Genomic DNA, 25,766 nt, shown 5'->3' on the forward strand with positions numbered 1-25,766 from the left:
ATGGGGAATCTTACTTTCGGAATGCTGTTTATATTCCCGTTAATAGCTTTTTTAACCATGTCGTTCCCTTTAGAAGTCATTTCAATCATTGGAGTAATTGCACTAGTTATATGGGGAATGTCTCAGAGATTTTCTAACGCAATAATATTTATAGGAATTTGTATAGGTATAGAACTTTTAGGATTTTTGTCCATTGGGATATTAATGGCTATATTGGGCTAAAGATTTGAAGTGAATATCTAGTATAAAATAAGCCCCTCTCTATTGAGAAGGGCTTATTTTATATGTACTCAGGAAGCATCTGCTTTATTTCCCGCTCATCGTCCTCTATACCATCCAACCAAATTTCAACTAATTTTACTCCATCAATTAATTCAATATTTAACCCTTCTGCATACTCTTTAGCATTACTTGTAAAAGAACCTGTAGTAATCACATATCCACCTACAGCCCCATGTTTAATCATATTAGAATGAATTATAGCAATTGGATTAAATGGCTGATCACCTTTAGAGCATTTTACTTGTCCAAGGAATTTGCCATCTTTTGTGTCATGTTCAAAATCAACTCCAAAATCGCCAATAGGTGGAGTTACCCATGTAACTCCTCCCTTAGCTTTTTCAATAACTCTGGCTACAAATGATTCAAAACTAATAGGGTCTTGTTTTATATACATCGACGAATACCCTTTTTCATTTATCTCATCGCTTGTAAATCTTAGATAAAGACCCATTGCCAATGTTCTTTTCATTTCCTCGCTTGAATCAATATGATTTGCTAATAATGCAGTCTTATAATTTGTTTGCCTTTTCACTCTTTGGAATTGAATAAAGGCTGCAACTAATACAACTGCAATCATTATTTCAACTAATAACATTTAACTACCTCCTTATCCTAAGGTATTGGTAATTAAGTGGAAAAATATTCATTAAACCTTTTACCCAGTCAAAAATTCAATTACCCTCTATGATATAATACCCATATATAGGAAATGGAGGGGGAATAATGAGTGTATTCAAAACAATTTTTACTTTAGCATGCATTATATGTCCATCATTATATTTCGGATTTACTGGAAAGCCAGCAGAAATGGGTATCTCAATTATTATGGGTGGTTTTGTCGGAGTGTTTTTAAACCTAGATAAATTTGAGCAATTTAGTGGAGCAGGATTTGAAGCAAAAATGAAAAACGAAGTGCAAGAAGCTGTCAATGAGGCTTATGCAACTTTAGATAGTTTAAGAGAGATTTCAAAGACTCTATTTCATACCACTCTATCAAATTTAACTTTTGGCGATCGCATGGCTGGTATGGATGATTACGAAAAACATAAGCACAAAGATAGAATTTTAGAACTGATGAATGATCTGCAAATTGAGGATGAAGCTATTTCTAAGACTCTGGAAACATTCTATAAATTGCATTCGTTTGATTTATATAATAACTTCGTAAACGGGATCTATCAGGAAACTGAAAATAATGAAGTAAGAGATGAAATGTATAATAAATCAGAAGGCATCTACTTACCTGATGAAGATAAAATTAGAGAAATTCTAAGTTCTCATCAAATTAATCTCTCTGCAGAAACTAAAGATGCTCTAAAAGATTATTTGTATTATCGAGCAAATCATCAATACAGAATATCGGATGAAGCTATGAAGGATAATTAAATTTTTACCACAAAAAATAAGCTCTCCTGTTAAAGGAGAGCCACACATATTACATTTTACCACCAATTATCTTCACACCACTAACCATATTTTCATAAGACTTCTTTAGAGCAGCCTCAGCAACTTTTTCCATAGTGTACTTAAGGCTGGAATCACCATTAATATTGTCAATATGTACATTAAAGTATGTATCCCCAACAGTTTTATTAGAAACATTCGGAGGAGACTGCAGTTTAGGCATTGCAACGTTTGGCAAGATAGAAGGAACTTTGAAATTAGAAAGTGCATTGACCAGCTTTTCAGACATACCCATTGCAGCTAAAAGGTTCTTCGTATCATGCTTATTTGAAATCATTTCTTCTTCATGAACAATCATAGCCTTACCCTGTGAACCCCACGAAGGCAAAATTCCGCCATTCTTAGCTTGTGCAACTTTAATAGGCTTGTAATCTTTCCCGTTTAAGTATTTATTAGCCTGATTAATAAGGTCAATGAGGTTGTTACTTAATGCCTTACCAAGGACATTAGCATTGGCTTTAATATTTGCATAATACTTTACCAGATCCTTTTGAATCTGTTTTGTATTACCGTTAATAATATCTGAGCGCATCTGAGCAAATTTACGTTCATCATTGATTAGATTATCGTAATCTGATTCAATATTCTCTTTCTGCTCGTTTAAGCTGTCAATTCTATCTTGTCTTGATTTTTCATCCTGCATATTTTCAATTGATTCTTCTTGTTCTTGGAATTGTTTTCTTAATTCTTCAATCCTCTTCTTAGCTGCGAAAGAGTCATCGATTGATAATTTTGCGATTTCATCAAGTATTTCTTGTCTGCTCTTCTGGGCATTTTCAAGCTTCTTCTTATAATCAGCCTCTTCTGCCTCTTTATTGATTCCATTTATAATTTCATCAATGGCTTTAATTGCAGCATTCTTCTGAGCTTCTGCAGCTTTCTTATATGTATCAATGGTCTGTTCAGCCATAGAAATACCTTCATCTAACAGATTTTGTTCAAGTGAGTACAGTTCTTGGTATCTATCCACTAATTGGTCTTCAAGCAGGGATCTCTGAGCAGCATTCAAGTCTTTATTTGCTTTTATTTGCTCCTTGAGAAACTTAACAGCCTTCTTCTCTTGTTCAATTTGTTTGTCAATAATGTCTTCTTTCTCAGCTTGTTGTATTAACCATTCCTTTGAACCCTGTGTTTCTCTACGCTGAATAAGATCAATTTTTGCTAAATCGTCAGAGTATGAATTTTTAATCCGATCAAAACTAGATAGCTGAGCATCCACTAAATCCATAAACAATTCTTGCATTTGCTGTTCAACAGCTATTGCATCTTGTTGTAATTGAAGAAGTTGCGATTTTGCAGAATCAACACTAGCCATGTTTTCTGGTACTTCTTTAGATGCTTCTGAGTATGTGCCCCCACTAGTACCCCTGAATTGACTTAAAAATTGATTAGCAAATTGTTGTCTTTGAGGTATATGAGTCCCTTCAGAACGCTCAAAGAGTCGATCAAATGCTGCAGCAATCGAAGCTTCACTTGCCCCTTGGTTACTATTTAAATAGTTAAGCGTTCTCTTTTCTGTGCTTTTCAATTCTTTCCATAAGAAGTTAAGCTGAGTATTTAAATCACTAATACTCGTTCCCATTGAAGCAGCATAATTACTTAGACCTGTTTTACGTCCGCCAAGCCATTGAGCAATACCAAAAGCACCTGAAGATTTGTTTAAAGCATTCGGATTTAATCCTGACTCAAGTTGCAGATTACCCATAATACCTGCTACAACACTATCTGTGAATCCTTTTGACTTAAAGAAATTCCATATCTGAGATGATGTGCCTCCAGATGAAACTGAGGTTGAGGAAGATGATTTTGATGTTACAACTCTTCCAACTTCCATAATCTTACCGGACTTAATCTGGGAATCTAATGACTTTGCTTGTTCTTGAATCAGCTTTTTCTGTTGATCCAGGAGTTTGATTTCATTTTTTAATGCATTTTGATATTCCTTGGAATGCTGAGGGAACTTTGCTTTAATGGCTCTTTGTTTCTCAAGCTGTAAATTTACAGACTCAAGAGCTTGTTTATACTTATCACTTATATAAGTAGATGACTCAAGAGCTTTTCCTGCTTTTTCAGTGGAGTCAGCCAATCCATTGTTTGCAATTGAAGCACCAGTTGCTAAATCTATCTGATCCATAAAAATATCATTAAATGACATTTGCATTCCTGCAAATGAACTAGCAATCTTAGATTGGTTTAACATCGCCAACAAAGATCCACTAAAATGATTACCAGTTGCCATTTGAATCGCAGATGCAGCATGCATAGCTTGAGTATAATGATTAGACCAAGCTTTCGAGATTTTCTCCAATACTCTTTCTTCAATTTTCCATTTAGCTGCTGCTAAGTTTTTAAAGGAGTTTAAATCAACACCATATAACTTATGGAACTGTTTCACTAATTCTGTATTGCCCTTTAAGGCTTGTTTGTAGAAGTGTTCATTGTACTGAAGTTTTGCAAGCATTGCTTGCTTAGCAATCTTCTCTTCTTTTGAAATCTCTTCTTGAACTTTTTTCTCAAAGTTGCTTCATCATTTATATAAGGTAGAAGATTATCATAGTTCTCAATCAAAAGGCTTAGGTTATCCGCAGAAACTGAATGATTTTCATTGAGGTCATTAATAATACTATTCAAATTTTTGATGTTTTCTAAAGCAGAATCAAATTTTTCAGCCTGCCCAGCTGCCGCTTTTTCAGCTTCCGACAATCCCTCTACTCCTTCAGCAGCTTCATAAGCACCATCTTTTAATGTTGAGAGTGAATCGGCATTCCTTTTATTAGCTGAATTACTGCCTTCTGTACTATTGATCAATTCATCTAATGCCTTTTTCCTTGCTTCAATTTCACCTTTCCTACCTTCAAGTTCTTGAACTTTAGCTATTTGATCATTGTAATCGGATAGTTTTCCACCTTTATCCTCAATAATCTTTACATACTCTGCATATTCATTTAGCATTTCAGTTAGCTGAAGGGTTATCTTATTTGAGAGTTCCTTATTCCCATCTTCAATAGCCTTAGATGCTTTATTAGCAAGCTCAATTTTACGCTTGTTGTATTCCTCTTCAGCATCAGTTAGCCCTTGCACATTGTACTTCTTTTGGTAATCCTGCATCCGATTAAAAGCATCTTTAACGCTGTTTTCTAATTTATTGAGCTTATCTTGCTCTTTATCTAAATCAACATTAATGGTACTCATTTCTATAGAATTAGCTGATTGTGCCATTGTAAATTGTTCTTTACTCATCGCTTTTAGTGATTCTATATATTCATCTGCCTTATCCTTATTTAACGTCAGAGCATCTCCATATTTACCAGTTGACTCAATTAAGTGAGGAGCTAAAGTTTTAATATCTGACAGGACACCTTCTAGTTCTTTTTGCTTTTCTGTGTTATTTTTGGCTTGTGGTTCAAGGTCGTTATAAGTCTGAACTAACTTTTGAAGCTCATCTTTCTGATCACTTGTTTTTTGAGCAAGTTCAGTCATAGCTTCTGTATTTAAATCAGCTGCAGAGGCAGATTTAGCAAACATTGATGCAATAGTTTCAACAGCAATTAAACCAAGACCGAAAATTCCCATAGCAGATTTTACACCAGTTAAAGCAACTTTTAAGGCTCCGAACGCTTTTACAGCTCCATATGCCAGTCCAATTAGAATAGGTAATTTGATATTATATCCGTTTGTTGCTTCCGTTACCTGAGTAAAACCTTGAGTCAAAGCAGTAACCGATTCAAGTATTTTTACAATTCCATCACGGGCACCATTTTCACCAATGGTCATGGCTAATTCCTGGAAGGAAGCAATCATGTTATTTGTTTTAAAGCGAAGACCTTCTTGGAATGTACTTAGTTCCTCTGTGGCAGAACCGTAACTATCCATACTGATATTTATATTTTTTAAGACATTATCTTGGTTCTCAAGTAAGCTTATAGTTTTTGCTACATGCCAACCACCACCAAGTTGAGAGGCAATAGCATTCTTCGTTTGAGCATCAAAGGTTTCCCATTGATCACCTAAATCCCTCAAAACATCTGTGGCAGATCTTAATTCACCGCTCATTGTCTTCGTTTCAATTCCTAAACTTTGAAGCATACTTTGTGTTTTATCACGTAAGAAACGAGAAAATAATGTCTTATAAAATGTTCCTGCTTCATTACCACTAATTTTCAATACTTCTTGAGTATTTGCGATCATACCATTTAGTTCATGAAACGATACACCAGCAGTTGCAGCAGTAGAAGAAGCTTTAGATAAACCTTGGCTCAATGATACTGTATCTGCACCAGTCTTGTTACTGACTTCATTTAGAGCATCAACAACTCTTGCTGTATCAGCTATTTCTAGTTTGTATTGTCTCATAATCGCAACAAGATAATTGGCAGCATCCGCATTAGACTTAAATTCACCTACGGTTGAAAGTAACATTGCGTTACTATTCAGTGATTCAGCATCAGCAGTACTAAACCCTAACTTTTGAATCTCACCAAGTGATTCCAATGTGCCATCAATTGTCTGTCCAAATTTTAATGCTGCCTCTGTTGCTTTATCAAATATAGATGCTAAATCAGCATTCTCTGATACTTTATCAATAGTAACTAATCGTTCATCAAGCAAATAAAGAGTGTCAATTAGTCTGTCTAATGCAACAAAAGGGGCAAACAAAGCAGCACTTGCAGCCATATATATTGGCATTCTTCCGAAAGCATTCTCCATTGTAGTTCCGAAACGACTAACTTGGGTATTTGAATTAGCTGCTTCAGACTGAATATTTCTGAATTGCATCCGTAACCTATCCATTTGCTGAGTAGCCATTGGAGTTGAAGTATTTAAAGCATTAACAGAGTTAAGCCAATTCTTTACTACATTATCATCGAAGTTCTTATTGTTTTGATTGGTATTTATTAAATTTTTCGCTTTAAGACTAGCTTCCTGTTTATACATTTCTAATTGATGCTTAAGTTTCTGGTTTTGCTGCTCAATTTGCCTGTTAATTTGTTGTTCCTGCTGTAATTGTTTTTCTCTAACCGATGCAATATTATCTTTTACTGATTCACCTGTAAGCGCATATTTCCCCGCCCCTGAATTCCTTTTAATTGGGCAAGATCATATTGTAATTCCTTTACTTTGCCGTCTGCTTGAGTGACAGCTAATTTAAATGCCTCAATTTCTTTTGTTACAGGATTAATCTTTTGACTATTCTTAACCTGACCAAGTTTACTGTATTTCTCTACTGCTTTATCAATTGAATCAACAAATACTTTCGCTTGCTTCGAATCTTTTTCAGATATCGGAGTAACCTTTCTGTTTAATTTACTTTGAATCTTCTCTATGTCACGAACTAAGCCAGCTAACTGCTTATTGTCTATTCCAATATTCAGTTTTAAGTTCTTTTCGATCTTCTTAAGTTGTTTATTTATAATATTCGTTGTTTTTGTTTCATCTAAATATCCAGTAATTAGTATTTTCATATCATCTTTCGCCATTATTTACACTCCTTATAAAAAATTAAAAAATAGGGCGCTTATACAAAAGCGCACATGAATGCAATTTTGTATAAACGCCCTATTGTATTTTTGAAATGGAATTGAGGAGAAGTTTATGGCTAGTAATAGAGGAAGGGAGTACTAGCCAGTGAGGAATAAATTAAGGTAAGAATTTTACTAAAACTTCAAAATGAGAATTGTAAGGAAATACCCAAGTAATTTTGTATTTCTTATTTTTTAACATTAGCTCTGTATTCAGAGTTAAGCGTTCATCAGGATCACAGAAGAACCTAAAATTAGACTCAACCGCATTTAATCCGAATTTATTATTGGCTTGGTGTGTGCCAAATGGCTGCCAACTTCTTAAAGCAAATGGAATATCAGGACTAGGTTCAGTCATTACTGGTCTGCCAAACTGATCCCTTACGATGTTTCCATTTGAATCATAAAGATATCCGCCAGGAGAAAATAAGTATGCTGTTTCTTCGTTCATTAGATAACCCTGATCTTTCTTTTAGAATCAATCTCATCAATAATCTCTTTAGGATAATCAGTTAAATAACTTTCTTGCATATCTCCCTCTTGCTTACTTTTTAAGAGTCCATTCTTACTGTTCTTTCTCTTTTGAAAGTCATGAATAACCATTTTAACTAAAGTTGAATTTAAGGTTTCTGGGACTATTTCAACTTTGAGTCGGTTTAGAATAAAATAGGTTGCATTCTCCTCCAGAATCTCTAAGACAGTATTATTAAGATCATCTTCTATATTTAGGAGAACTTTCACTTTCTCTCCAACAGATAAAGTCATATTGCTCACCTACCATTAGTTTAATTTTCATTACCCTTCACTTCTTCCTTACTTCCACTTTTCTTCTTACTTTTGGTAGCTAAAGTAAACCCTTGGGCTTTGTATAAAACATTAAATGCCTTTTCAGTAGCATGAATTTCTCTGCCATCTTTGTTAACATATTTATTCATGTATTCATCCCTTTCTTAGTTTTCGAAAATAAAATAGAGGTAAGGGAATAACCCCTACCTCTACATATGTATTTATGCAGTTTGTTTTGGAGTCAGTAGAGCAAAGGCATTTTCCTTTACCGGTAAGAATCCAATTCTCATTGTCGCCTTAATAGCAACCATATCTTGCTCAGCCAGAGACAAAGGCTTGCCATCTGTGTGTAAAGTATTCTGAAGGGTTGCTTCTGTTAAGATTTGATACTCAATACCTTGGCGAATACCAACAATAGAATAATCAAAGTTCCCAGCAATAAGCTCTGCTTTTGTCTTATCGAAAGAACCATTTCCTGAGTATTCGATTGCTTGATTATAAAGCTCTTTCTGATTTACACCTTCTACATAAAGGGCATTTCCATTGGCATCACGAAGTTTCCTTAATGAATTTTTCATTCCTCTATGTGCAACAAAACCGTTAACATCTAGACCACTATCTTCTACAAGAGCCATTACATCTGAAACGTCTAAATCTAAAGAAGTATTTGTGCCGAGTTCAACCTTACTTCCTGCAGCATCTGATACTCCAAAAATACTCTTTGCAAAAGGAGTATTAGTACCGAATAAACAAGCACCATCAATAGCTGTGTAGAATGCTTTAGCAATCTCAGGTGTTAGTTCTGAAAACACATCAATAGTAGTGTCATTAAGTTTTTCTTTTGTTACAGGGATAATTACAGCGAGCTTTTTAGCTTCAATTTCAGGATAGATCCATTTAGCCTCAGAAGTCTGAATACGCTCAGCTTCTCCTACCCAGTAAGCACCTGGTCCCTCTGCTAGTACTGAGAATTTCTTTTTCTCACTTTTCATTGGTTCTACTTTAGATAATTTCAAAATTGTAGATCCTTGAGTTACATCCTTCATAATTCCTGCTGCTTGTTCTGTTGGTACAAATCCTGATAATTGTTCTTTTAAATATGTCATAATAAAATAGCCTCCAATATTTTTATTTAGAAATTACTTTCTAGTTTGATTTTGTTTAATTGCACTAAAGAAATCTAAATTACTTCCACTACCGCTAGAAGCCCCTTCATCAATAGTGGTACCATTCTCTTTGAGAATTTCATCTTTAACTGCTTGAATCTGTGTCGTCCAAACCTCTTCAAATTTTGTTAAGTTTTGAGTAGTAACTTCCTCATCTCTTCCAATAAGGTAATCGACTAGGAAAGTAGGTAACTTCTTGTCAGTCAAAGAAGTGACAGCAGAAGATTTAAGATCCGAACGTAATTTTTCAGCTCTGTCATTAGCAATCATTTCTTCAAGTTCTCTAATTCTTTTTTGATCTGGTGTTTCATTTGGATTTTTCACCTTTGCTACCTCTTCATCAATGAGTTTTTGAAGATGGTTTGACTTCCAAGTTTCCAGACCTTTTGTAAAATTTTGATCCAGTTTTGGCTGAAGAATCTTTTTACCTTCTTCAGTATCTAGGTAAGCTTTTGCTCCTTCAGGTGTCACTTTTGATAACCCCTGTAGGTATGCTATGACTTCCTCATTTTCTTTTTGTTCCTCTAGGAACGTTTTTACTGCTTGTAAATCCATCTTTACCTCCTAACCCTTCATGTGCGAGCCATAAAGTGTCTAATTTGTTTATGTATCTATCCCACTAAATACACTTTTCTGCCCCTATCCTTTGCAGAAATCCCATAATAAAAAGCCACCTCAATAGAAGTGACTTTAATCAATATTGTCATTGAACCAATCATCAAACGATTTCATGGCTTTCCTTTTAGGGTTTTCGATTTTTGATGAGTATCAGCAACCAAGTAGACCTACACCTAACATGAGCAGGAAGAAAAGGCTTATCAGGATCATCTAGACTATACTGAATTCCATCATGATCTCTGCAAAAGTGAGTGGTACGGTTATCGAGAACGGCTGAAAACTCAACACCATCAACAATCTTACTACACTAAAAACATCCTCTTCTGCTCCAATTATTGTTGATCTAAGAACATAATCATCGTTTCTAAGACATTTTCTCGTGTCATTCCAGTTCTTTCAACTTGCTCATCAACATATTCCATTAAGACTTCTTCTTGATCTTCTTCAGGGATATCACTCATCTCTGTACACCAACCTTCATAAAGAAATGTTCCGTTTTCCTCCATACAATCACTATGAGTTAATCCTCCATCCACTGTACAACCAATTAATAAAAAGCATGATAATAATATTGCAACTGGTGTCTTCATGTGAGCATCCTCAATCCAATTTTTTATAATAGGACGGTAAAAGTCTTCTACTCTACCGTCCATACCATTAAACTATTCAACAGGAATAAACTTAGCAGAAGTCGTTAGTTCAATTTCATCTCCTTCATATGCATAAAACACATACTCAGATTCCCCAAATCCGCCACCACCAAGAATGATATTTACATCCATTCCATCATTAACAAAGAAATTCCCTTGACCGCCATTTGGAACAACCTTGTATCTTCCTTCTGGAATATCTTCACCTACCGTAAAGAATCCTGCTGAGAGTACTTTAGGTGCTTCTTTCTTTTCTTTAATCTTTCCTTCTACACTAGCTAACTCATTGTTTTTTGATTTTATCTTTTCATTTATTGATTTAATCTCACCATTCTTTGAATCGATTGTCTTCTGTAGTTCTTCTGTTTCAGATTTAATTGCATCTCTATTCTCAACTGCAGCTAATGCCTCTTCAAACTCTGGCTTTCTCTCATCCCATTGAGTTTGAATTTCAACCAATTCTTTTGTGTATGTCTCTGATTTTTTCTCCAACTCTTCTACAAGTGCAGATCTCTTCTCTATTTCTTTAACAAGTTCATCGTAATAAACTTTTTCTCCATCAATCTTTACTTGCGCTGCATTTTCTCCTGCATTACTACCTATCATGTAGGTAATGACCATAAGTACAATTAATCCTCCAACTGCTGACCATTTAAGAATCTTATTTGTGTTTTTTACATCTTTTGTTTCTGTCTCCATTTGTAAGTTCTCCTCATTTGATTATTTATGATATTAATAAATACAATCAAAATAATTTTACATTACTGAGGTAATTTATCCTATTACTTTCGGAATGCATATTTCGACAATTCCAATCGAAACTCTAGTTCAGTGTTATTAACTTTACTTTCTTTCCCTAATTCGACGAACAAATCATTAAAGTAATCAATAGTCTTATATTTTGATTTCTAATATGAATTAAGCACCTCAAGATGTTTATCTTCATTTTCCTCATACATTTCTTTAATCACTTTAATTAGTTCATCATTAAATTTTCTCATTCAACACACCATTTTGTTTCTTAAGGTGCTCATCAAGAGTATACAGTCCCATTGCATCTCGTTCATTTTTTAATTTTTGAATTGCCGATTGTGGGTTAGTTACCCGTGGAAGCCAAGAAATTAAATCCTCATGAGGCAGCATATCTTTAAGCAAAATAATCATATTCGCTATTGCAACCTCGTCCACAGGAACATTTCGAGTGAACGAAATGGACAAGTCTCTATAATCGAACTCGTTAGATTCAGCAATCATTAGCCATTCACAGAACAGTTTAAAGCGCCTTTTTAATGCTCTCTCAAAAATTGATTCTTTAATAGCCGAGAGGTTTTCTAATTCTTGTAACTTTAGTCGAATGCTCACACCTGAAGTATTTGATTGAAAGTTCTCATTCAAGTTTACAGTGTTTGTCTGAATATAAAATTCATCTTGCCATTGTTTAATCATGTCCTTAAAGAAAGCATTATTGACGTCTTTTACCGACCAATACACTTTGCTACCAGCAGGAGCCAGAATAATTCCATTCTGTTTCATTTTTATTGCCTCATCTAAGTCTAAATCTGCATTCTCTATAACTAAATATGCCGAACGATGATCGAGCATTTCATTTGCTGCAGAACTGTTTACAGCATTATAAAGGTCATTTATTCTAACAATCCCATCAAATGCTGAACGTTTAGAGTCATTGTTGACAACCTCATTAACAGGACAAATACTAAATATATGTCTTTTTCTGGATAGTTGAACTAATTTCTTATTGTTAAGAACATATTTAGTTAAGTACTTATCATCCCACACATCAACATAAGTTGAATCATCATATGGTTTCTGATATCTTCTCACTGCTAATGAAGTGTTCCTTTCAATTGTCCCATCATTTAGAGTGATCATTTCCAGAGGACTGAAGCAAGCACAGAGGAATTCTTTTTGGCTTGTTGAATAGCATACCTCATATGCCAGTCCGTAAATTTCAGTTAATTCCTTCAGCCGTATATTGTGCTCCTTTTCCCAGAAAGCAAAGTGCTTTTCAATAGAATTAATAAAATCCTTGTTCCCCGATTTAGATTGATAATTTATTGGCTTCCCTAATAGATATCCGACAAAGTTTTGAACCGTCTTTTGACAATAGTTAAAAATTGCCCTTTCGTCATTTCGACTGTCTTCAACTTTTGGCTGTTCAAACAATAATTTATGTCTTCCCTCATAATAGTCTAATAGCTTTTTATATTTAGGTGCCTGAACATCTAGTTCATGTAATAACTTTAATATCAAGTCTTCACTTGCCATCTATTTCCCTCCATTAAAATAAGACACTCCTAGGAAGTGTCTTAATTGGTTTTCTTACTTCAATTTCTAATACTTGTTTTGCAAATTCAGCCAAGCAATCCGGAAAGTCATCATATTTACTAAATTCGCAGCCAGCAAAATCCTGTAATTGCTCAATGGCCGCTTCATCTTCTTCGTTAAAAATAATTCTTCCCATATTTACGTCAGCAACGATGGTATCAATTTTGTCATCCTTATTCTTGGTTTGCTGCTTATTTATCCATGTAAACTTTCGCTTACTCAGTTCCTTGTCTGCTTTTACTAATTCCTGAAGCCTTAATACATCTGCCCCAGAGTATACATTCTTTTCAATAGATATATGTGTTATGTCTGGATAAGACTTTAGCAGTTGTAAAGTCTTATCCATATACTCATTGTATTCCATCTTATGTATTTCACTTTTACGAACATAGCGAATATTACTTTCACTTAAACTACCGACAATAAAGGCAAAGTAATTCTTTTTACTTTTTACCTTAACATCAGTACCAGCTGGATCTATAACCAGCATTGTCTTCGTAAAATCATGCTTTTCAATTGATTCAGGAGACTCTGTGATTACAGTTGTAAATTTCTTATGCCCTTTTGAATCTAGTCTAGCCTGTACTTCTTGGTTGAACGAAGCAGGATTAGAGAAGTAATCTAACGCATAATCTAAGCAATCCCAGTAACTATCCCATAGTAATGGGTACTTCATTTCTTCTTCATGATCATAATAGAACCGCTTAGCAGTATCTAATCTGTTTTTATCATCTTTGTTATTAAGTAATTTCTTAAATTGCATCCATAAACCTTCATTAAAAAAATCGTCTACATCATCAATTAATACACCTTTTTCTTTTCTGAACTTCCAAGTCGGATCATTATACAATCTAGAGTAAAAGTCTTCAGGATGCTGTAGAGTTCCGAGAGCAAGCATATGGGCTTGACGGATTATCTTCCCATTAGCATCTTTTTTAGGCTTCTGTATGGCTTTAGTAGCATCATCAGAAAACCTCTTCCACTTTTGATCACGAGCAGCTGCCATTCTTACATCGTCATCATCTTGAAAGTCATCCAGGACTAACAATTCAACCCGGACATTATTTTTAGTTTTACGCCCCCTCATTGGAGAAGTGGAGCTGATACTCTCTATAGTGACGTTATTAGATAGTTCAAGAGCTTCGCTATTGTTTACTAAAGACCTGTTTGAAGGATCAATAAGTTTACCAAAAGCAGATTCAATATAAATATTATCCTCAATAGCATCTTTAACCTGTTTAATAAACTTTCTGGCTGTACTACCTATACTTGAACCAATAAGGATATAACGCTTAATGCCATATACACTAGTCCACGTAACAGGAGCTAAGTTCCCAAATGCTGATTTTCCTGTACCACGAGGCAGGATATAACCTTGTCTACTATGTGTGTTTCTGACTACCATATCTTCAATGTCATCCCAAATTTGAAAATGAATTGGTGCAAGAGGAGCACAGTCGTCTTCATTAACAAATAAATCTTGCAAAAAATATAAATTAAAGAAAGTTAATGATCTCTTGCCTAAGCTCCATGCAAGTCCCTCTTCACCGAATAGGTTATCTGAATACTTTTGCATAAGATACTTCATTTTCTTCATTGCATCTTCTTTACTTAAACCTCGTTTTCTATAATCCTTGTATAGATACTCACGTAACAAATCACGATTTCTTTTAGTGTTAATTAATTTTGGGTATGACTGATCCATTGTCTCACCACCTCCATAAAAAAATTTTGTGAAAAATATTTGTAACCTGCTACATCATTTTTAGCCTCTAATTAATCAGAATGGTGGGGGGATGCTGCCTAATGATATAGCTATCCCATCCTTTAACTCTTCTCCACGAGCCTTATAAAGAGTCTGATCATATGCTTATTCTTCATAGAAACGAGTTAATTCCGCATTACCCACCGTCCATAAAGGTATAGTTTGCGGACAGTTACCTTTACTTAATTAATAACTCGATAAACCTTGATTTATTAAGGTTTTTATTTTCCGTAAAGGTATTAAAAAAGCAGTTAAATGTCTGTATAATAAATTGACCTTTACAGACAATTGGATTATAATTAAGGTAATCAATAAGAAAAGGGAGCGATTAAGATGGCAAATAAATACGGCTACATCCGTGTCTCCAGTAAAGATCAAAATGAAGGACGACAAGTTAAGAAAATGATTGATAAAGGTGTTGAAGCTAGACGAATCTTTATAGATAAAGCATCAGGAAAGGATTTCAATCGTCCACAGTACCAAACACTAATTAAAGTATTAGGCGAAGGTGATTTACTCTATATAGATGCCCTTGATCGCTTAGGACGTAACTATGATGCTGTTATAAACGAATGGAAATACATTACTCGTGAACTTAAAGCAGATATTGTTATACTTGAGAATGAAACCTTATTTGACAGCCGTAAATTTAGAGAAATGGGAGACATGGGAAAGCTTATGGAAGATCAATTCTTATCGCTGTTATCCTATGTAGCTGACCAGGAAAGAAAGAAAATTAAGCAAAGACAGGCTGAAGGAATTGCACTTGCTAAACAACAAGGAAAGCATTTAGGTAGACCTTCTGTAAGCCTTGATACTCTAAGTGAAAAACAAAAGAAGCTGCTAAATGATAACTATCAATCATGGAAGACTAGAGGTATGACAGCCATTGAACTTATGGAATTACTTAACCTAAAGAAAAGCTCATTCTATAAGATAATTAAAGAGTATGAAGAAACTATAAAAGCCTAACTACTTCATTGTAGAAAGGCTTTTTATTCGTCCTCATATTCATCTAATTTGTTTTCAAACTCCATGTCTTCCATGTCCAAGATATCTTTAGGTGTATCACCTTGATTACTGTTAGTCAGATTGGTTGTAACATGAAGACTTGAACTCGGCTTACCTACTCCATATTGAAGAACCCTATCTGCTGCTTTAAGACGGATAGAATCATCGGGAGAGTCCATTAACTCAGCTAAAGTTGCACTGGCTTTATCCAAACTTTTTAGCAGGAGGGACTTAGCCAGATTTTTTTCTCTTGTCTGTATTTGTCAATGGTAGCTATTACTTCTGGCTTCTTTAAATAGGTGTAAAGTGTTTGATGACTTATGCCAACTGTCTTTGATATTTGCCTTCGATCCATGCCTCCGTAAGCTTCTAATATGGCTACTTCATTTTGTTTATCGGTTAGTCCATCTGGAACATATTCTTTAACTTCATTACTCATATGTGTTTCACCTCTTTACAATTAGACACTATCCATTGTGTAATTTTACACTTTCATAGTGTTGTAAATTTACTTTCTTCAAATTCAATATCATCTTTAGTTATCCCTCTGCTATCACCATTAATAACCAATAATCGATTTTCTTGCATCTTAAGAAGATCCTTATTTGAAATCTCTTCACTAATCTCTAACAAGCTTTCATCATCCAATAATACATAGGCCTTATTTTCATTTCGGAGTACCTTCATTTTTCATTTCCGCCTCTTTTTCCCCATATAAAAAAGCCACTCGCTTGAGTGACTCAATGATTATTATTTAATTCATAACATTTCTCTTCAGCTTCTTCCCTGGTGGAGAAAACATTACTATTAGAATAAGATATCACATGTTGCTCATCAAAAGGTTTGTCCCAATATTCTTCGGGTAAAACTTCAATAAAATCAAACTTGGTTTGTCTTTTAAATTTGTACCTCTTCTTATTAACCTTGTACCTTCCACTGTCTTTAAGAATTGTAAAGCAAATCTGATTAGCTTCCATTAAATTCACCTCAATTATCGAGTGTCCCATTAAAATTCATTATTCTCTACTTGATTAATAAGATCTGATATTTCCCCTGACTTTTGTAATTTAGAAAACTGTCCATCGTTTAATAATGTTATTCCTATATCGCAAGTCTTACTAACATAATTAGATGTATCACTAATCTCTTTAAACACTAGTAGCATTTGATAAATAATTTCAGTAATCCTTCCATCCTTACCAAGATTTAAATCATACTTTTTCTCTAACTCTCTAACCTTCGTATAATCTTTAGGAGGTAACATAATTACTTTTTCCTTTTTTAACCCAGTGCATTTTCCGTTCCAAAGAAAACTCAAATTAAAATTTGTTGAAGGATCAAAAGATGATACCAAAATTGCCGTATTATCAATACCTTCAATTAGATGGGGATTACCAATCTTTATTTGTTCTAAAGTTCTTTTATAACTTTCAAGAACATTCATCTTATCCTCAATTAAATAATAAATAACTCTGTTTGCCACTTCATACAAACCTGAACCACTTGCCCAACCTACACCAAATTCTATTAACTTTTGTCCAGTATCCTGATAGCCCTTTTCTTGGTTGTTTCCAATGTTCAACCTTTTGTCAGCTAACATAATAGAACAATCATTCCTACAATAAGCAAGTATAACTGTCATATTCTTACACTCCCCTCATCTAATAATTAGACAAAAAGAAGGAATTTCCTACTTTAAATTTGAGTGATAAAAATTACAGAGACACTCGCTTATAAGTTGCCTGTTAAATTTCTTATCAAATATTTTGTTAATGTTAATTTCTCATTAAGTATTAACGATTCACCTTGAACTGGGTAGATACAACCTTTAAATAATTTCTATGTTATCAATATCACAGAAATCTTTACTATTCATTTTAATAAGGTTTATAAGCTTATCAAAAACTTCTGTAGTATGCCCACTTCCGTCATTATCACTATTTGCCCACCCTGTAAATTCCATGTAACATCCAGTTCTAGAAATCCTGTGTATCAATCCTGGTATTTCATCTGAATTAATATTTAAATCTAAAATTAATTTGTTTACATAATCGTTCCAATACTTATTTGAATTAATTAGTTTTATATATGTTCGATTATTACCTAAAATATCAGAACAAACTTCACTTTCAAATTCATGTAAAGTATATAATATATATATTTCTCTGTAAGTAAGCTCATCTAGAATTTTTAAATAGTCTTCAAACTCATTAATATTTTTCACTTCAGGTAAGTTGTTCAATAAACGAGCAAAGAATCGAATTTTAGCTTTCTGTCTAGTATGGATTGCGTTTTTAAATGTGGAAAAAAATGCATGTAAAAAATCTTCATTTTCAATTAACTCTGGAGTTAAGATGCACTTGCCAGTATTCAATTCATCAAAAAAGGTTTTAGATCTTTCGATTAAAATATTGTTGAAAGTGCTCGTAAGATAGGTGTCCAATACTCCTCCAAAAGGGAATATTTGAATCAAACTTCTTATTACAGATTGCTTATCGTAGTATCTTATTGTAGATTCTTGAACATTGTTTTTTATAAATTTTGCAGTATGAGATAATTCATTTTCATCCATTCCCACTTATATCACCCTCCCAAGGACAATCATACTACAAACAATTGTTCTAATGGAAGGATTATGTAATTACAAATTTTCGACAATATAAAAACAGTCCCTTAAGAAAAAGGACTGTCAAATAAGAGATATTATTTTATATATCTATTACTTCGTAATCAGCGATTAAGAGAAGGTTATTATATTGATCAACAATTCTTTCGGTTATGTGATATTTTGTAATAAAGTCTTTAACCATATCTTTATTGTAAATATCTGGCTTGATATTATAACTAACATAAGTATCAGTATTGGCGAAGACCTCTTTATTTACATCTAACTCATGTGTTGCTTTTCCGCCATCTGATATTAAAAAAACTGCATTTCTGTGCTTATGTATAAATTTCCAATCAATGTCCATTTATTTTTCACTCCTCATCAAATACTTACCAATATAATATTCTCCAAGAAATGACATTAATCCTACTTAAAACACAAAAATCTTTTCTATATTAATTTATCTATTTCCGGGGATCCATTAAGCAATAATTTTTCTATACTTCTTTTAATACCTGTATCCATGTCCTTTTCAACATGTATCACATGATTATCAGAGTTAGGAAACCTTGCAGTACAATAATAATAATTATCAGGTTGTTTCGCAGCCTTAACTAGAATATCAAAACCTTGAACATTATATAGTTCTTCCTTCATCATTATCACTCCTTAAGTTAATCCTAACACTCACCACCGAAAATATCGAAGGATTTATAAACAAAAAGTTTTCGACAAATGGCAAACAACTTAATCTTCTTGCCAACGTTATAAATCATTATTAAAACGACAAAAGTACTTTACTACGAACATGCGATAATATTATCCTTAGTAAATTTGTATCATTTTTTATATTAACTCTTTTATTTATGGTAATTTAATTCCAGTTATTCTAAAATATAGTAGATTAATAATTTAATCAAAATATCCCAAAATTGGAGGTAATTGTATGAAGAAAAGCTTTGTACTCTGTCTTGCTTTGATTCTAGCGTTTCTATCCTATAGTGCTCCTACAGAAGCAGCTACTATCATCGACAAATCTACCACAGAATTAAACATCAACGAATATTCAAAGGCTACTCGAACGTTAACATTAGTTTCTGGTGCTTCCCTTGGTATCTATGTTGATCTTAAAAATACGCCTACAAATTTTAAATGGTATTTAAGAGATACAAATTATAAAATTGTTGATCAAGGATATGGCGATGCGAACAAAATCATCGGTGCTCCAGCAGGAAATTATGTGTTAATATTAACTAGTAATGATGCAAATGCTATAGCTACTGGTATATTAAGCATTCAAAAATAATTAAATAATTTAATGTAAAACAACAAAAATCCACGAGAAGTTAATCTTGTGGATTTTTCTATCTACATATTAAGTTTTGGGTAATGAAAAAGACCTCTCACTAATAAAGTAAGAGATCTTTGCTTAGTTGGCAATTAAGCCAGTATGTAACTATTAAGTGGGCAATTAAGCCAAAGTTATCTTCTATTTAAGAATACATGTTTTCCCAAACTTTGTCAAACAGTTTCTTTAACTTTTATTCTTTCTTTAATTTGTTGTTGTCCAATCGAGTTAGTTATTGCATCCAAAATTGCTTTCATTTGATGAGCGTCTAACATCATTGGATAGTGTTTTCCTTCTTCCTTAACATAATAATCTGTTAAACGCTGCTTGCTAACAGTTTTCATTTGATTAACCAGTGCATAAACAGGTTTTTTATCTTTGGGCATGTCTTCAATAACACCTATAGGAATCATTAAATTGGAAGCACTTTTCCATTCTGGATCATTTTCTTTTTCGGTAGATAACGGAACAACTATTGCAGTATTATTAAACTCTTTAATTACTACACAGAAATGGAAATAATTAAACTCCCTTCCTATATTGACTCCGAAATCTATACAATATACATTCTGCCTAGGACGCTTAGTTGATTCAGAACGACTATTTTGTTTAATCCTATAGTTTCTTTTAACACTATTGTACAACCACTTTTTCAATTCTAAAATAAATCTAGATTTATCTTTAAATGAAAGGGTGTCAAATTTATTAATCTCATTTAGTAAATTTTTTACATTATCATCAACTACACTCATCCATTCCCCTCCAATCTTCACCATATTATACCATATTTCGAGATTAATAGGAGGATAGTTGTAATCTTCTGTAATAAATTGTTAGATTTTTATAGAAATTATGGTATAATTTACTAGAACCCTGCAGATGAAGCAGGGAGGTGATAAAATGGCTAAAACGCAAAAAGGCAAGAAAATCGTAACTGTCAAGCCTCATACTAAAAAAGTGGGAGGTAAAACTGTTAAGGTTCCTGGTCATCGTCGTTCTACTCCAAATTAATCCCTCCTGAGCCTTCAAACTCTCCAAAGTTCGCAGGGTTCACATTATTTAGGACATAAACAACCTTAAATTGGCATATAATGGATTAACTAAGGGACTTCGACCTCCCCTTAGTGCTGGTAAAATTACCAGATGCGACAATAGGTAAATCTTGGTGTGCGTTGGTGGATAAATATATAAATCCACCCTTTTTTATGTGTAGTTAATTAATTATCCCCTCATTTTGGCGCGATAAATTTAACTTCCTCACCAGACCTTTATTCGCCTTATCCAGTTCTTCCTTAGCAATTTCATATTCAATTAAATATTTCTGGTACTGCATCACTGTATACCTGTACATTTGCATTCCAACTTTGGCAAGTATCATTTTGTCATACCACTTATTTGTACTTGAGTGATACAGCCTCACTACATGCTCATATTCACAGTTAGGACACCTGTAAAACCACTTATAGACGGGCTCTCTATCCACATATCCTATAAAAGGCTTACTGTACTTCTTTACTTTAAACTTGGATGGACAGACATCACAGTTTATAAAGTTTCTCATTCGTTATTGACCAAGTATTTTAATTCACTTATCATAAATTTCTCCTCATCTCAGCCCTTAGATATATCTCTCACCGCTATGACTTACACTAATTTTCAATCTATGTGGATTGGTTGCATTAAATTTCCTCACAGCCTTCTTTACAAACTCAGTTCCTGGGTGATGAGTGAACATAGGTGCATCAAAATCAACTTTATCTCTAATATCCCAGCCCACTTCAAGCAACCAAGGTGTGTACCCTTTAGGCTGATCACCCATTACAGAATCATGATTAACTAACTCCTCATCAAAGTAAATTTCAATTGCCCATTCATTAATGCTGTGTTTTCTAGGCTCTCCCACTTTTATTGACTCAACAGTTTTACCAGTCCTCCTATACTCCTGTGGAGTATAGGAATTGAAATATTTATCTAATTCATTCTTCATATACTTCTCAAGTTGTCTTGCAGCTGATGATAATATTCGCTTAATTTTTGTTTCATTCATCACTGCATTTTGACCATGTTTTGTCTCAATCCATTTTTCAATTTGCTTAATCGACTGAAAAGTAGGCATTTATCTTTTCCTCTCGACCTTCTCTAAATCGCTTAATTTTAGAATATGCAACTGAGTCGTCCTAATTTGAAGATCCCTATTTTGACAAAGGATAAATTCCACCGCTGCAGATTTATCATGTATTCGAACACGCTTAACTTTCCCTTGCATTTTATTTTGATGAGAATAAACAAGATCACCATTTTCAATAACTGTTTTCATTTTAATCTCCCCTTATTTTTAATTGTTTCATTTTTTCATTAGGTTAACAGGACGATGGGACTCGAACCCACAATATACACCTTGATATACAATAGTTGCTCTACCAATTGAGCTACGTCCTGACAGTATCATTGGTAGCTTTTATATCTAATTTGCGTAAAGCCCAGGTTAATAATGAAGCCTTTGCTGTCATCATTGTTTGACTTTTTAAAGCCCCATTTTCTTTTTATTACCTTCGGGTTTACTCCCTTGGCTTTCAACGCCAAATAATCCTGCTTATGACTAATAATTGTAATCACCTTGTTCCCCATTCTTTTCCCCTCCTTCAGCTAATCTTCCTTACATCAATCACATGCCAATCTTTCCTCTTCAACAATTGCTTAACACAGTAGCAATAAAAATCTGGCTCAAATAACTTATCCGCCTTCTTTTTGTTTTTACGGCTTATGTAATCGTAATATTTAACTAAGTAATCTGGTCTTTCACGGAAAAAATCGACCATATCTCTAAAATGATTTTCTGCATTAAAAAAGACACCGTACATCCCATATTCATTTTTCCGGTGTATGTAACTGATGAGCCTTTTATCACCACTTAGATACCTTGCAACCCACTCCTCATGATCAAAAACTTCATCTGGTACAGAAATAACACTCAGATCAGAAACGTCACCTAGCCACTCAGGATATGCTACATATGCGGCTTCATTTTTCGGAACATATATCTGCTCGACTTGCCATTTATCAATATCTATCATTCTGTAAATCTCACCGATTTTTTTATCGCTATAGATAAAAGAAACATCATCAGCTTTTGTAACCGGATAATTACTATAAATCATGTAAAAATTAATGGTATACACCTCACTTTCTATTTTTCTTGGCTTCTTTAAGTTTTTTGACACCTTCACCATCAAACTCCTCGTTTACCTTTTTAGCAGCATTAACATAAGCCTCTAAAAGTCCACTGAGGTTGTTTACTTCTGCAATGCGCTCATGTAATTCTCTAAAGGTTTGTTCTGGAAATGTTTTAACAATTGCCTTAAACACTCGGGAATGAAGCAATTGCTTAAATTCCTGGTAAACTGTTTTTGCTTTCTTTGATTTGGTAAAAGTAACATCAGTACTATTCTTAACAAGGAAGTATGCCAACAGATCTGACTTTTCTTCTTCTAAAACATTTACTTTTTCTTGATTTGCATTTTGATAAAATGCTGAAAGTTGATCTACAATATTCGTTAATTTAACTGGGCTGACATACGGATAAGCCTTGATAATATATTCTTTCGCTTCGTACATAACCGGAATTTCAATAAACTCATCATAAATTTCATTTTCCTCAATCAGCATTTTGGTTGTAACTTTACTCATCATTTTCCTCCTTATTCAAATTAAAAGGACTCCACATTATGCGAAGTCCTCAAATATGTATTTATTATTCAGTTTCGAAAATATAGTCGATGTACTGTCCTTCACCGTTAGCATCTTTCACTTCATACATATCAAATGCAATTTCTAGATTGGTAGCTTCAGTTCCAGACATTGTAAAGCTCATATTTTGTTGTGGGCGAGCTTTAAAAACTTGAACGTGGCAAGGGTAGTCTTGTTCATCTTCTTGGTTGCGTGCCAAACCTGTACCATAGATAGCAACAGCTTTAGGGAATTTAGTGGATTTAACACTTACACGCTTAGAAGTTGCAGGTGCAGCATATTGATAAAACGCTACAACTTCTTCACCAGGAGCAGCAGGAGTATTTACATCAACAACCTTTCCTGAAACTGTGCCAATTGTAAACTCTTCACCGATATCTCTTAATCCTTCAAGCTTATATACTTTAACTGTACCAGCAAGAGGCTCTTTGGATAGGTTAATTTCTAAACTCCCTGCATTATCTTCAACAGTTAGAACTTCACGTTTGAAAATTTGTCCTACACCTTCCCCTAGTTCTTCACCAGTAAGAAGTGCAAGCAAATTCAAGTCAACAAGAGGAACAGTCAAGTTAAAAGTTGAAGCTTTAGAGTGGTCAAAAGACATTTGTTTTGCATTACCACGACCACCTGTTAAATCAAGACGATCACCTGTCACTTCATTTGAGCTTGCCTCTGCATAATCGATAAATGCAACAGGCTTTTTAGATTTGAAGTCAACGATGTTTACATCTAAGACTTCTTTAATACCAAATTGTAATCCCATTTTGAAACCTCCATTAAATTAATTTGTTTTATTTATATTAGTCGCCCAATGCTTTAAATCAAGCGAACTAGTATCAGAAGTATGAGGGAGAAGTGTAAATTTATTGTGATACTCATCCCAGATTATTAATCTTGTATATGTTTCATATAGCTGGCAAACTGTTAAATTCCACACAGTCAAAATATTGATGTCAGTGCTATAAGCAGAAACAATTGATATGATATCCTTTAAACCAAGTTGTTCTTCATTATTTTGTTTTTGGATCTTTGCTTTAACCTTTTGAAGCTTATCCATAAGCTGCTTAGCCTTACTATTAGCAGGTTTAAAAGATGAGGACTTTGAATCCTTTAAGAAATTTTGTCTAAAAATAACGGCCTTAACTTCTTCAAATAAGACGGAATTTAAAATAAAACTTCCTTGATCATTTTTAATTACTACATCTTCTTCATAAATGAATACTTCTGATTTAAGAAAAGTTGAAAGCGATTCAGTAAATGAGACCATTATTGTTGGATCTTGCATTCCCCAAAAATAATACATTCGAGGTTGGATAGATTATTTATTTCTCCTATTTCATCATTTGAAAAATCTGGAGAAGATAGTGCATTTATTAATAAATCCTTATTTATAGAAATCACAGATAAATATTGATTGTATTTTTGCTCGCCTAAATCAGCTATTTCACCTAAAGTTAAAGGGTAAATCCTCAAACCATTTTTAAGTTCTTGAGAATCACCTTTTAATAGCTTTAACTCATTCATTTCCTCATGCTTCCAAACGTATAGATATGCCTATAACCTACATAATTGTTAGGTACTGGGATTGGACTTCCTTGAATGTATTCAACTTTACCAATGCCAGTAATTCTTTCATGTACAAGTAATTCATTAATCCGGTCACTAATTCTCATTGAGCGTAAGTCTTTTTCAAAATCAATATGACAAAGAATATCTATGATTATTTGCTGGTTTGCTAATAAATAATTTGTATCTTTATCACGTCTTCCAGCGTAAAGATAAACTCTGCACAAAGGCTTATCTTCTAACTCCTCAGCTTTTGCAGCAGTTTTTAACACCTTATCTCTTATTGTCCAATCCGTATCAATAACTAAGATGTCTTCTAATAATCCGTCTAATGGATCAGGAATTTTTTTATAATGATCTTCAGGCCTATAATGTAATAACCGAAGCAATGTTTCGTCATTACGCAGAACTTGTACAATATCTTTAATGTTTTTAAACATACTCACTTTTGGTTCACCACCTTATTATGAATGCACGATCAACAGTCACCTGACATACCAAGCGACTGCTCATGCATTTAAGAGGAAAAATAAATGTTTGGCTAACATTTATCTCGTTTAACCTTTTATTTATTGACGCAGGATAAACAAGGCGACCAATATTAAACTGACCGATAACGTCAAAAAGCTAATCTATATTTTTAAAGATATCTCTAATCTTATGGTTTATTTCAGGGGTAATTTCTTTTTGCCCTCTTTCCAGGAGAGACAAATAAGATTGACTGACACCTAGCAGCAAACTCAAATGCTCTTGAGTCATCCCATTTAATACTCTCATTCTTCTTAATTTAGAAATTTTCAACTACGACACTCCCTCACCTACTTTTATTAGGATTAAATAAAATATTTTATTACGAAAAAAGTAGCCAGTTGAGGACTGGCTCAAAAAGG

General features: G+C 33.7%; 36 protein-coding genes and 1 tRNA gene. 3 read left to right on the top strand and 34 right to left on the bottom strand.

The window, feature by feature from the left end:
• Window positions 1–280: 280 nt before the first annotated feature.
• Window positions 281–877 (bottom strand): restriction endonuclease, encoded by a 597-nt coding sequence (locus tag M5V91_RS10850; protein WP_251175422.1) that lies wholly within the window; start codon window positions 875–877, stop codon window positions 281–283.
• Window positions 878–1,005: 128 nt separating this feature from the next.
• Here M5V91_RS10850 and M5V91_RS10855 point away from each other — a divergent pair, with 128 nt between their 5' ends.
• Window positions 1,006–1,668, top strand: coding sequence for a hypothetical protein (locus M5V91_RS10855; protein WP_251175421.1), 663 nt, complete (start codon window positions 1,006–1,008; stop codon window positions 1,666–1,668).
• 49 nt (window positions 1,669–1,717) lie between these two features.
• On the opposite strand, the gene M5V91_RS10860 is transcribed toward M5V91_RS10855, so the two are convergent.
• The 12 genes from M5V91_RS10860 to M5V91_RS10915 all read right to left on the bottom strand — a co-directional run bounded on the left by M5V91_RS10860 (window position 1,718) and on the right by M5V91_RS10915 (window position 14,536).
• A complete protein-coding gene (locus M5V91_RS10860; protein ID WP_284522113.1) occupies window positions 1,718–4,207 on the bottom strand; it encodes a phage tail tip lysozyme in 2,490 nt (829 codons plus the stop codon).
• Window positions 4,159–6,681, bottom strand: a complete 2,523-nt coding sequence (locus M5V91_RS10865; RefSeq protein ID WP_284522114.1) for a phage tail tape measure protein — start codon at window positions 6,679–6,681, stop codon at window positions 4,159–4,161. The genes M5V91_RS10860 and M5V91_RS10865 overlap by 49 nt, the downstream gene beginning before the upstream one ends.
• Window positions 6,682–6,782: 101 nt before the next feature.
• Window positions 6,783–7,223 (bottom strand): hypothetical protein, encoded by a 441-nt coding sequence (locus tag M5V91_RS10870; RefSeq protein ID WP_284522115.1) that lies wholly within the window; start codon window positions 7,221–7,223, stop codon window positions 6,783–6,785.
• Window positions 7,224–7,383: 160 nt separating this feature from the next.
• Window positions 7,384–7,716: a hypothetical protein gene (locus M5V91_RS10875; RefSeq protein WP_251175419.1), complete on the bottom strand. Its 333-nt coding sequence runs from the start codon at window positions 7,714–7,716 to the stop codon at window positions 7,384–7,386.
• Window positions 7,716–8,030 (bottom strand): phage head-tail connector protein, encoded by a 315-nt coding sequence (locus tag M5V91_RS10880; protein ID WP_251175418.1) that lies wholly within the window; start codon window positions 8,028–8,030, stop codon window positions 7,716–7,718. The genes M5V91_RS10875 and M5V91_RS10880 overlap by 1 nt, the downstream gene beginning before the upstream one ends.
• Window positions 8,031–8,050: 20 nt before the next feature.
• Window positions 8,051–8,200: a hypothetical protein gene (locus M5V91_RS10885; RefSeq protein ID WP_251175417.1), complete on the bottom strand. Its 150-nt coding sequence runs from the start codon at window positions 8,198–8,200 to the stop codon at window positions 8,051–8,053.
• Window positions 8,201–8,272: 72 nt separating this feature from the next.
• Window positions 8,273–9,157 carry a phage major capsid protein gene (locus tag M5V91_RS10890; RefSeq protein ID WP_251175416.1) on the bottom strand — a complete coding sequence of 295 codons (885 nt, stop codon included), beginning with the start codon at window positions 9,155–9,157 and terminating at the stop codon, window positions 8,273–8,275.
• 33 nt (window positions 9,158–9,190) lie between these two features.
• Complete coding sequence (locus M5V91_RS10895; RefSeq protein ID WP_251175415.1) at window positions 9,191–9,772, bottom strand: DUF4355 domain-containing protein; 582 nt, start codon at window positions 9,770–9,772, stop codon at window positions 9,191–9,193.
• A gap of 395 nt (window positions 9,773–10,167) precedes the next feature.
• Complete coding sequence (locus tag M5V91_RS10900; protein ID WP_251175414.1) at window positions 10,168–10,425, bottom strand: hypothetical protein; 258 nt, start codon at window positions 10,423–10,425, stop codon at window positions 10,168–10,170.
• A gap of 72 nt (window positions 10,426–10,497) precedes the next feature.
• On the bottom strand, window positions 10,498–11,184 hold the full coding sequence (locus tag M5V91_RS10905) for a hypothetical protein (RefSeq protein WP_251175413.1): 687 nt from the start codon (window positions 11,182–11,184) through the stop codon (window positions 10,498–10,500).
• 288 nt (window positions 11,185–11,472) lie between these two features.
• A complete protein-coding gene (locus tag M5V91_RS10910) occupies window positions 11,473–12,771 on the bottom strand; it encodes a phage portal protein (RefSeq protein WP_251175412.1) in 1,299 nt (432 codons plus the stop codon).
• Between the two features lie 13 nt (window positions 12,772–12,784).
• Window positions 12,785–14,536 carry a hypothetical protein gene (locus M5V91_RS10915; protein ID WP_284522116.1) on the bottom strand — a complete coding sequence of 584 codons (1,752 nt, stop codon included), beginning with the start codon at window positions 14,534–14,536 and terminating at the stop codon, window positions 12,785–12,787.
• 393 nt (window positions 14,537–14,929) lie between these two features.
• Here M5V91_RS10915 and M5V91_RS10920 point away from each other — a divergent pair, with 393 nt between their 5' ends.
• Window positions 14,930–15,568 carry a recombinase family protein gene (locus tag M5V91_RS10920; protein WP_251175410.1) on the top strand — a complete coding sequence of 213 codons (639 nt, stop codon included), beginning with the start codon at window positions 14,930–14,932 and terminating at the stop codon, window positions 15,566–15,568.
• A 23-nt stretch (window positions 15,569–15,591) separates the two neighbouring features.
• On the opposite strand, the gene M5V91_RS10925 is transcribed toward M5V91_RS10920, so the two are convergent.
• The 8 genes from M5V91_RS10925 to M5V91_RS10960 form a co-directional block, all read right to left on the bottom strand.
• Window positions 15,592–15,786, bottom strand: coding sequence for a hypothetical protein (locus M5V91_RS10925; protein WP_284522117.1), 195 nt, complete (start codon window positions 15,784–15,786; stop codon window positions 15,592–15,594).
• A 38-nt stretch (window positions 15,787–15,824) separates the two neighbouring features.
• Window positions 15,825–16,046: a helix-turn-helix domain-containing protein gene (locus M5V91_RS10930; protein ID WP_284522118.1), complete on the bottom strand. Its 222-nt coding sequence runs from the start codon at window positions 16,044–16,046 to the stop codon at window positions 15,825–15,827.
• Between the two features lie 53 nt (window positions 16,047–16,099).
• Window positions 16,100–16,294, bottom strand: coding sequence for a hypothetical protein (locus M5V91_RS10935; protein WP_251175408.1), 195 nt, complete (start codon window positions 16,292–16,294; stop codon window positions 16,100–16,102).
• 53 nt (window positions 16,295–16,347) lie between these two features.
• Window positions 16,348–16,584 carry a hypothetical protein gene (locus M5V91_RS10940; protein WP_251175407.1) on the bottom strand — a complete coding sequence of 79 codons (237 nt, stop codon included), beginning with the start codon at window positions 16,582–16,584 and terminating at the stop codon, window positions 16,348–16,350.
• Window positions 16,585–16,613: 29 nt separating this feature from the next.
• The gene (locus M5V91_RS10945) at window positions 16,614–17,249 is read right to left on the bottom strand and encodes a hypothetical protein (RefSeq protein WP_251175406.1); all 636 of its coding nucleotides are present in this window, start codon (window positions 17,247–17,249) and stop codon (window positions 16,614–16,616) included.
• Between the two features lie 186 nt (window positions 17,250–17,435).
• A complete protein-coding gene (locus M5V91_RS10950; protein WP_251175405.1) occupies window positions 17,436–18,185 on the bottom strand; it encodes a hypothetical protein in 750 nt (249 codons plus the stop codon).
• A gap of 130 nt (window positions 18,186–18,315) precedes the next feature.
• Complete coding sequence (locus M5V91_RS10955; protein WP_251175404.1) at window positions 18,316–18,579, bottom strand: hypothetical protein; 264 nt, start codon at window positions 18,577–18,579, stop codon at window positions 18,316–18,318.
• Between the two features lie 86 nt (window positions 18,580–18,665).
• On the bottom strand, window positions 18,666–18,875 hold the full coding sequence (locus M5V91_RS10960) for a hypothetical protein (protein ID WP_284522119.1): 210 nt from the start codon (window positions 18,873–18,875) through the stop codon (window positions 18,666–18,668).
• A gap of 286 nt (window positions 18,876–19,161) precedes the next feature.
• On the opposite strand from M5V91_RS10960, the gene M5V91_RS10965 reads away from it, so the two are divergent.
• Window positions 19,162–19,521 (top strand): hypothetical protein, encoded by a 360-nt coding sequence (locus tag M5V91_RS10965; RefSeq protein ID WP_251175402.1) that lies wholly within the window; start codon window positions 19,162–19,164, stop codon window positions 19,519–19,521.
• A 215-nt stretch (window positions 19,522–19,736) separates the two neighbouring features.
• Here the strand turns inward: M5V91_RS10965 and M5V91_RS10970 are convergent, their stop codons facing one another.
• The 13 genes from M5V91_RS10970 to M5V91_RS11030 all read right to left on the bottom strand — a co-directional run bounded on the left by M5V91_RS10970 (window position 19,737) and on the right by M5V91_RS11030 (window position 25,677).
• Entirely contained in the window at window positions 19,737–20,315 is a 579-nt protein-coding gene (locus tag M5V91_RS10970) for a type II toxin-antitoxin system PemK/MazF family toxin (protein ID WP_251175401.1), read from the bottom strand.
• 461 nt (window positions 20,316–20,776) lie between these two features.
• Window positions 20,777–21,124 (bottom strand): hypothetical protein, encoded by a 348-nt coding sequence (locus M5V91_RS10975; RefSeq protein WP_251175400.1) that lies wholly within the window; start codon window positions 21,122–21,124, stop codon window positions 20,777–20,779.
• 57 nt (window positions 21,125–21,181) lie between these two features.
• On the bottom strand, window positions 21,182–21,679 hold the full coding sequence (locus M5V91_RS10980) for a hypothetical protein (protein WP_251175399.1): 498 nt from the start codon (window positions 21,677–21,679) through the stop codon (window positions 21,182–21,184).
• Window positions 21,680–21,880, bottom strand: coding sequence for a hypothetical protein (locus tag M5V91_RS10985; RefSeq protein ID WP_251175398.1), 201 nt, complete (start codon window positions 21,878–21,880; stop codon window positions 21,680–21,682).
• Between the two features lie 46 nt (window positions 21,881–21,926).
• Window positions 21,927–22,002, bottom strand: a tRNA-OTHER gene (locus tag M5V91_RS10990).
• Window positions 22,003–22,008: 6 nt separating this feature from the next.
• Window positions 22,009–22,191, bottom strand: a complete 183-nt coding sequence (locus M5V91_RS10995; RefSeq protein WP_251175397.1) for a hypothetical protein — start codon at window positions 22,189–22,191, stop codon at window positions 22,009–22,011.
• 14 nt (window positions 22,192–22,205) lie between these two features.
• Entirely contained in the window at window positions 22,206–22,784 is a 579-nt protein-coding gene (locus M5V91_RS11000; RefSeq protein WP_251175396.1) for a hypothetical protein, read from the bottom strand.
• Window positions 22,744–23,253 (bottom strand): YomO family phage-derived protein, encoded by a 510-nt coding sequence (locus M5V91_RS11005; protein WP_284522120.1) that lies wholly within the window; start codon window positions 23,251–23,253, stop codon window positions 22,744–22,746. The genes M5V91_RS11000 and M5V91_RS11005 overlap by 41 nt, the downstream gene beginning before the upstream one ends.
• Window positions 23,254–23,314: 61 nt before the next feature.
• Complete coding sequence (locus M5V91_RS11010) at window positions 23,315–24,073, bottom strand: YomU family phage tail tube protein (RefSeq protein ID WP_251175394.1); 759 nt, start codon at window positions 24,071–24,073, stop codon at window positions 23,315–23,317.
• A gap of 18 nt (window positions 24,074–24,091) precedes the next feature.
• The gene (locus tag M5V91_RS11015) at window positions 24,092–24,595 is read right to left on the bottom strand and encodes a hypothetical protein (RefSeq protein ID WP_284522121.1); all 504 of its coding nucleotides are present in this window, start codon (window positions 24,593–24,595) and stop codon (window positions 24,092–24,094) included.
• Window positions 24,577–24,834 (bottom strand): hypothetical protein, encoded by a 258-nt coding sequence (locus M5V91_RS11020; protein WP_284522122.1) that lies wholly within the window; start codon window positions 24,832–24,834, stop codon window positions 24,577–24,579. Before M5V91_RS11020 ends, M5V91_RS11015 begins: the two co-directional genes overlap by 19 nt.
• The gene (locus M5V91_RS11025) at window positions 24,831–25,316 is read right to left on the bottom strand and encodes a YomW family phage-derived protein (RefSeq protein WP_500797326.1); all 486 of its coding nucleotides are present in this window, start codon (window positions 25,314–25,316) and stop codon (window positions 24,831–24,833) included. The genes M5V91_RS11020 and M5V91_RS11025 overlap by 4 nt, the downstream gene beginning before the upstream one ends.
• Window positions 25,317–25,503: 187 nt before the next feature.
• The gene (locus M5V91_RS11030) at window positions 25,504–25,677 is read right to left on the bottom strand and encodes a helix-turn-helix domain-containing protein (protein WP_251175391.1); all 174 of its coding nucleotides are present in this window, start codon (window positions 25,675–25,677) and stop codon (window positions 25,504–25,506) included.
• Between the last annotated feature and the right edge of the window lie 89 nt (window positions 25,678–25,766).

Origin of the sequence: Cytobacillus pseudoceanisediminis (assembly GCF_023516215.1) — a bacterium.
In the GTDB taxonomy this organism is placed as follows: domain Bacteria; phylum Bacillota; class Bacilli; order Bacillales; family Cytobacillaceae; genus Cytobacillus; species Cytobacillus pseudoceanisediminis.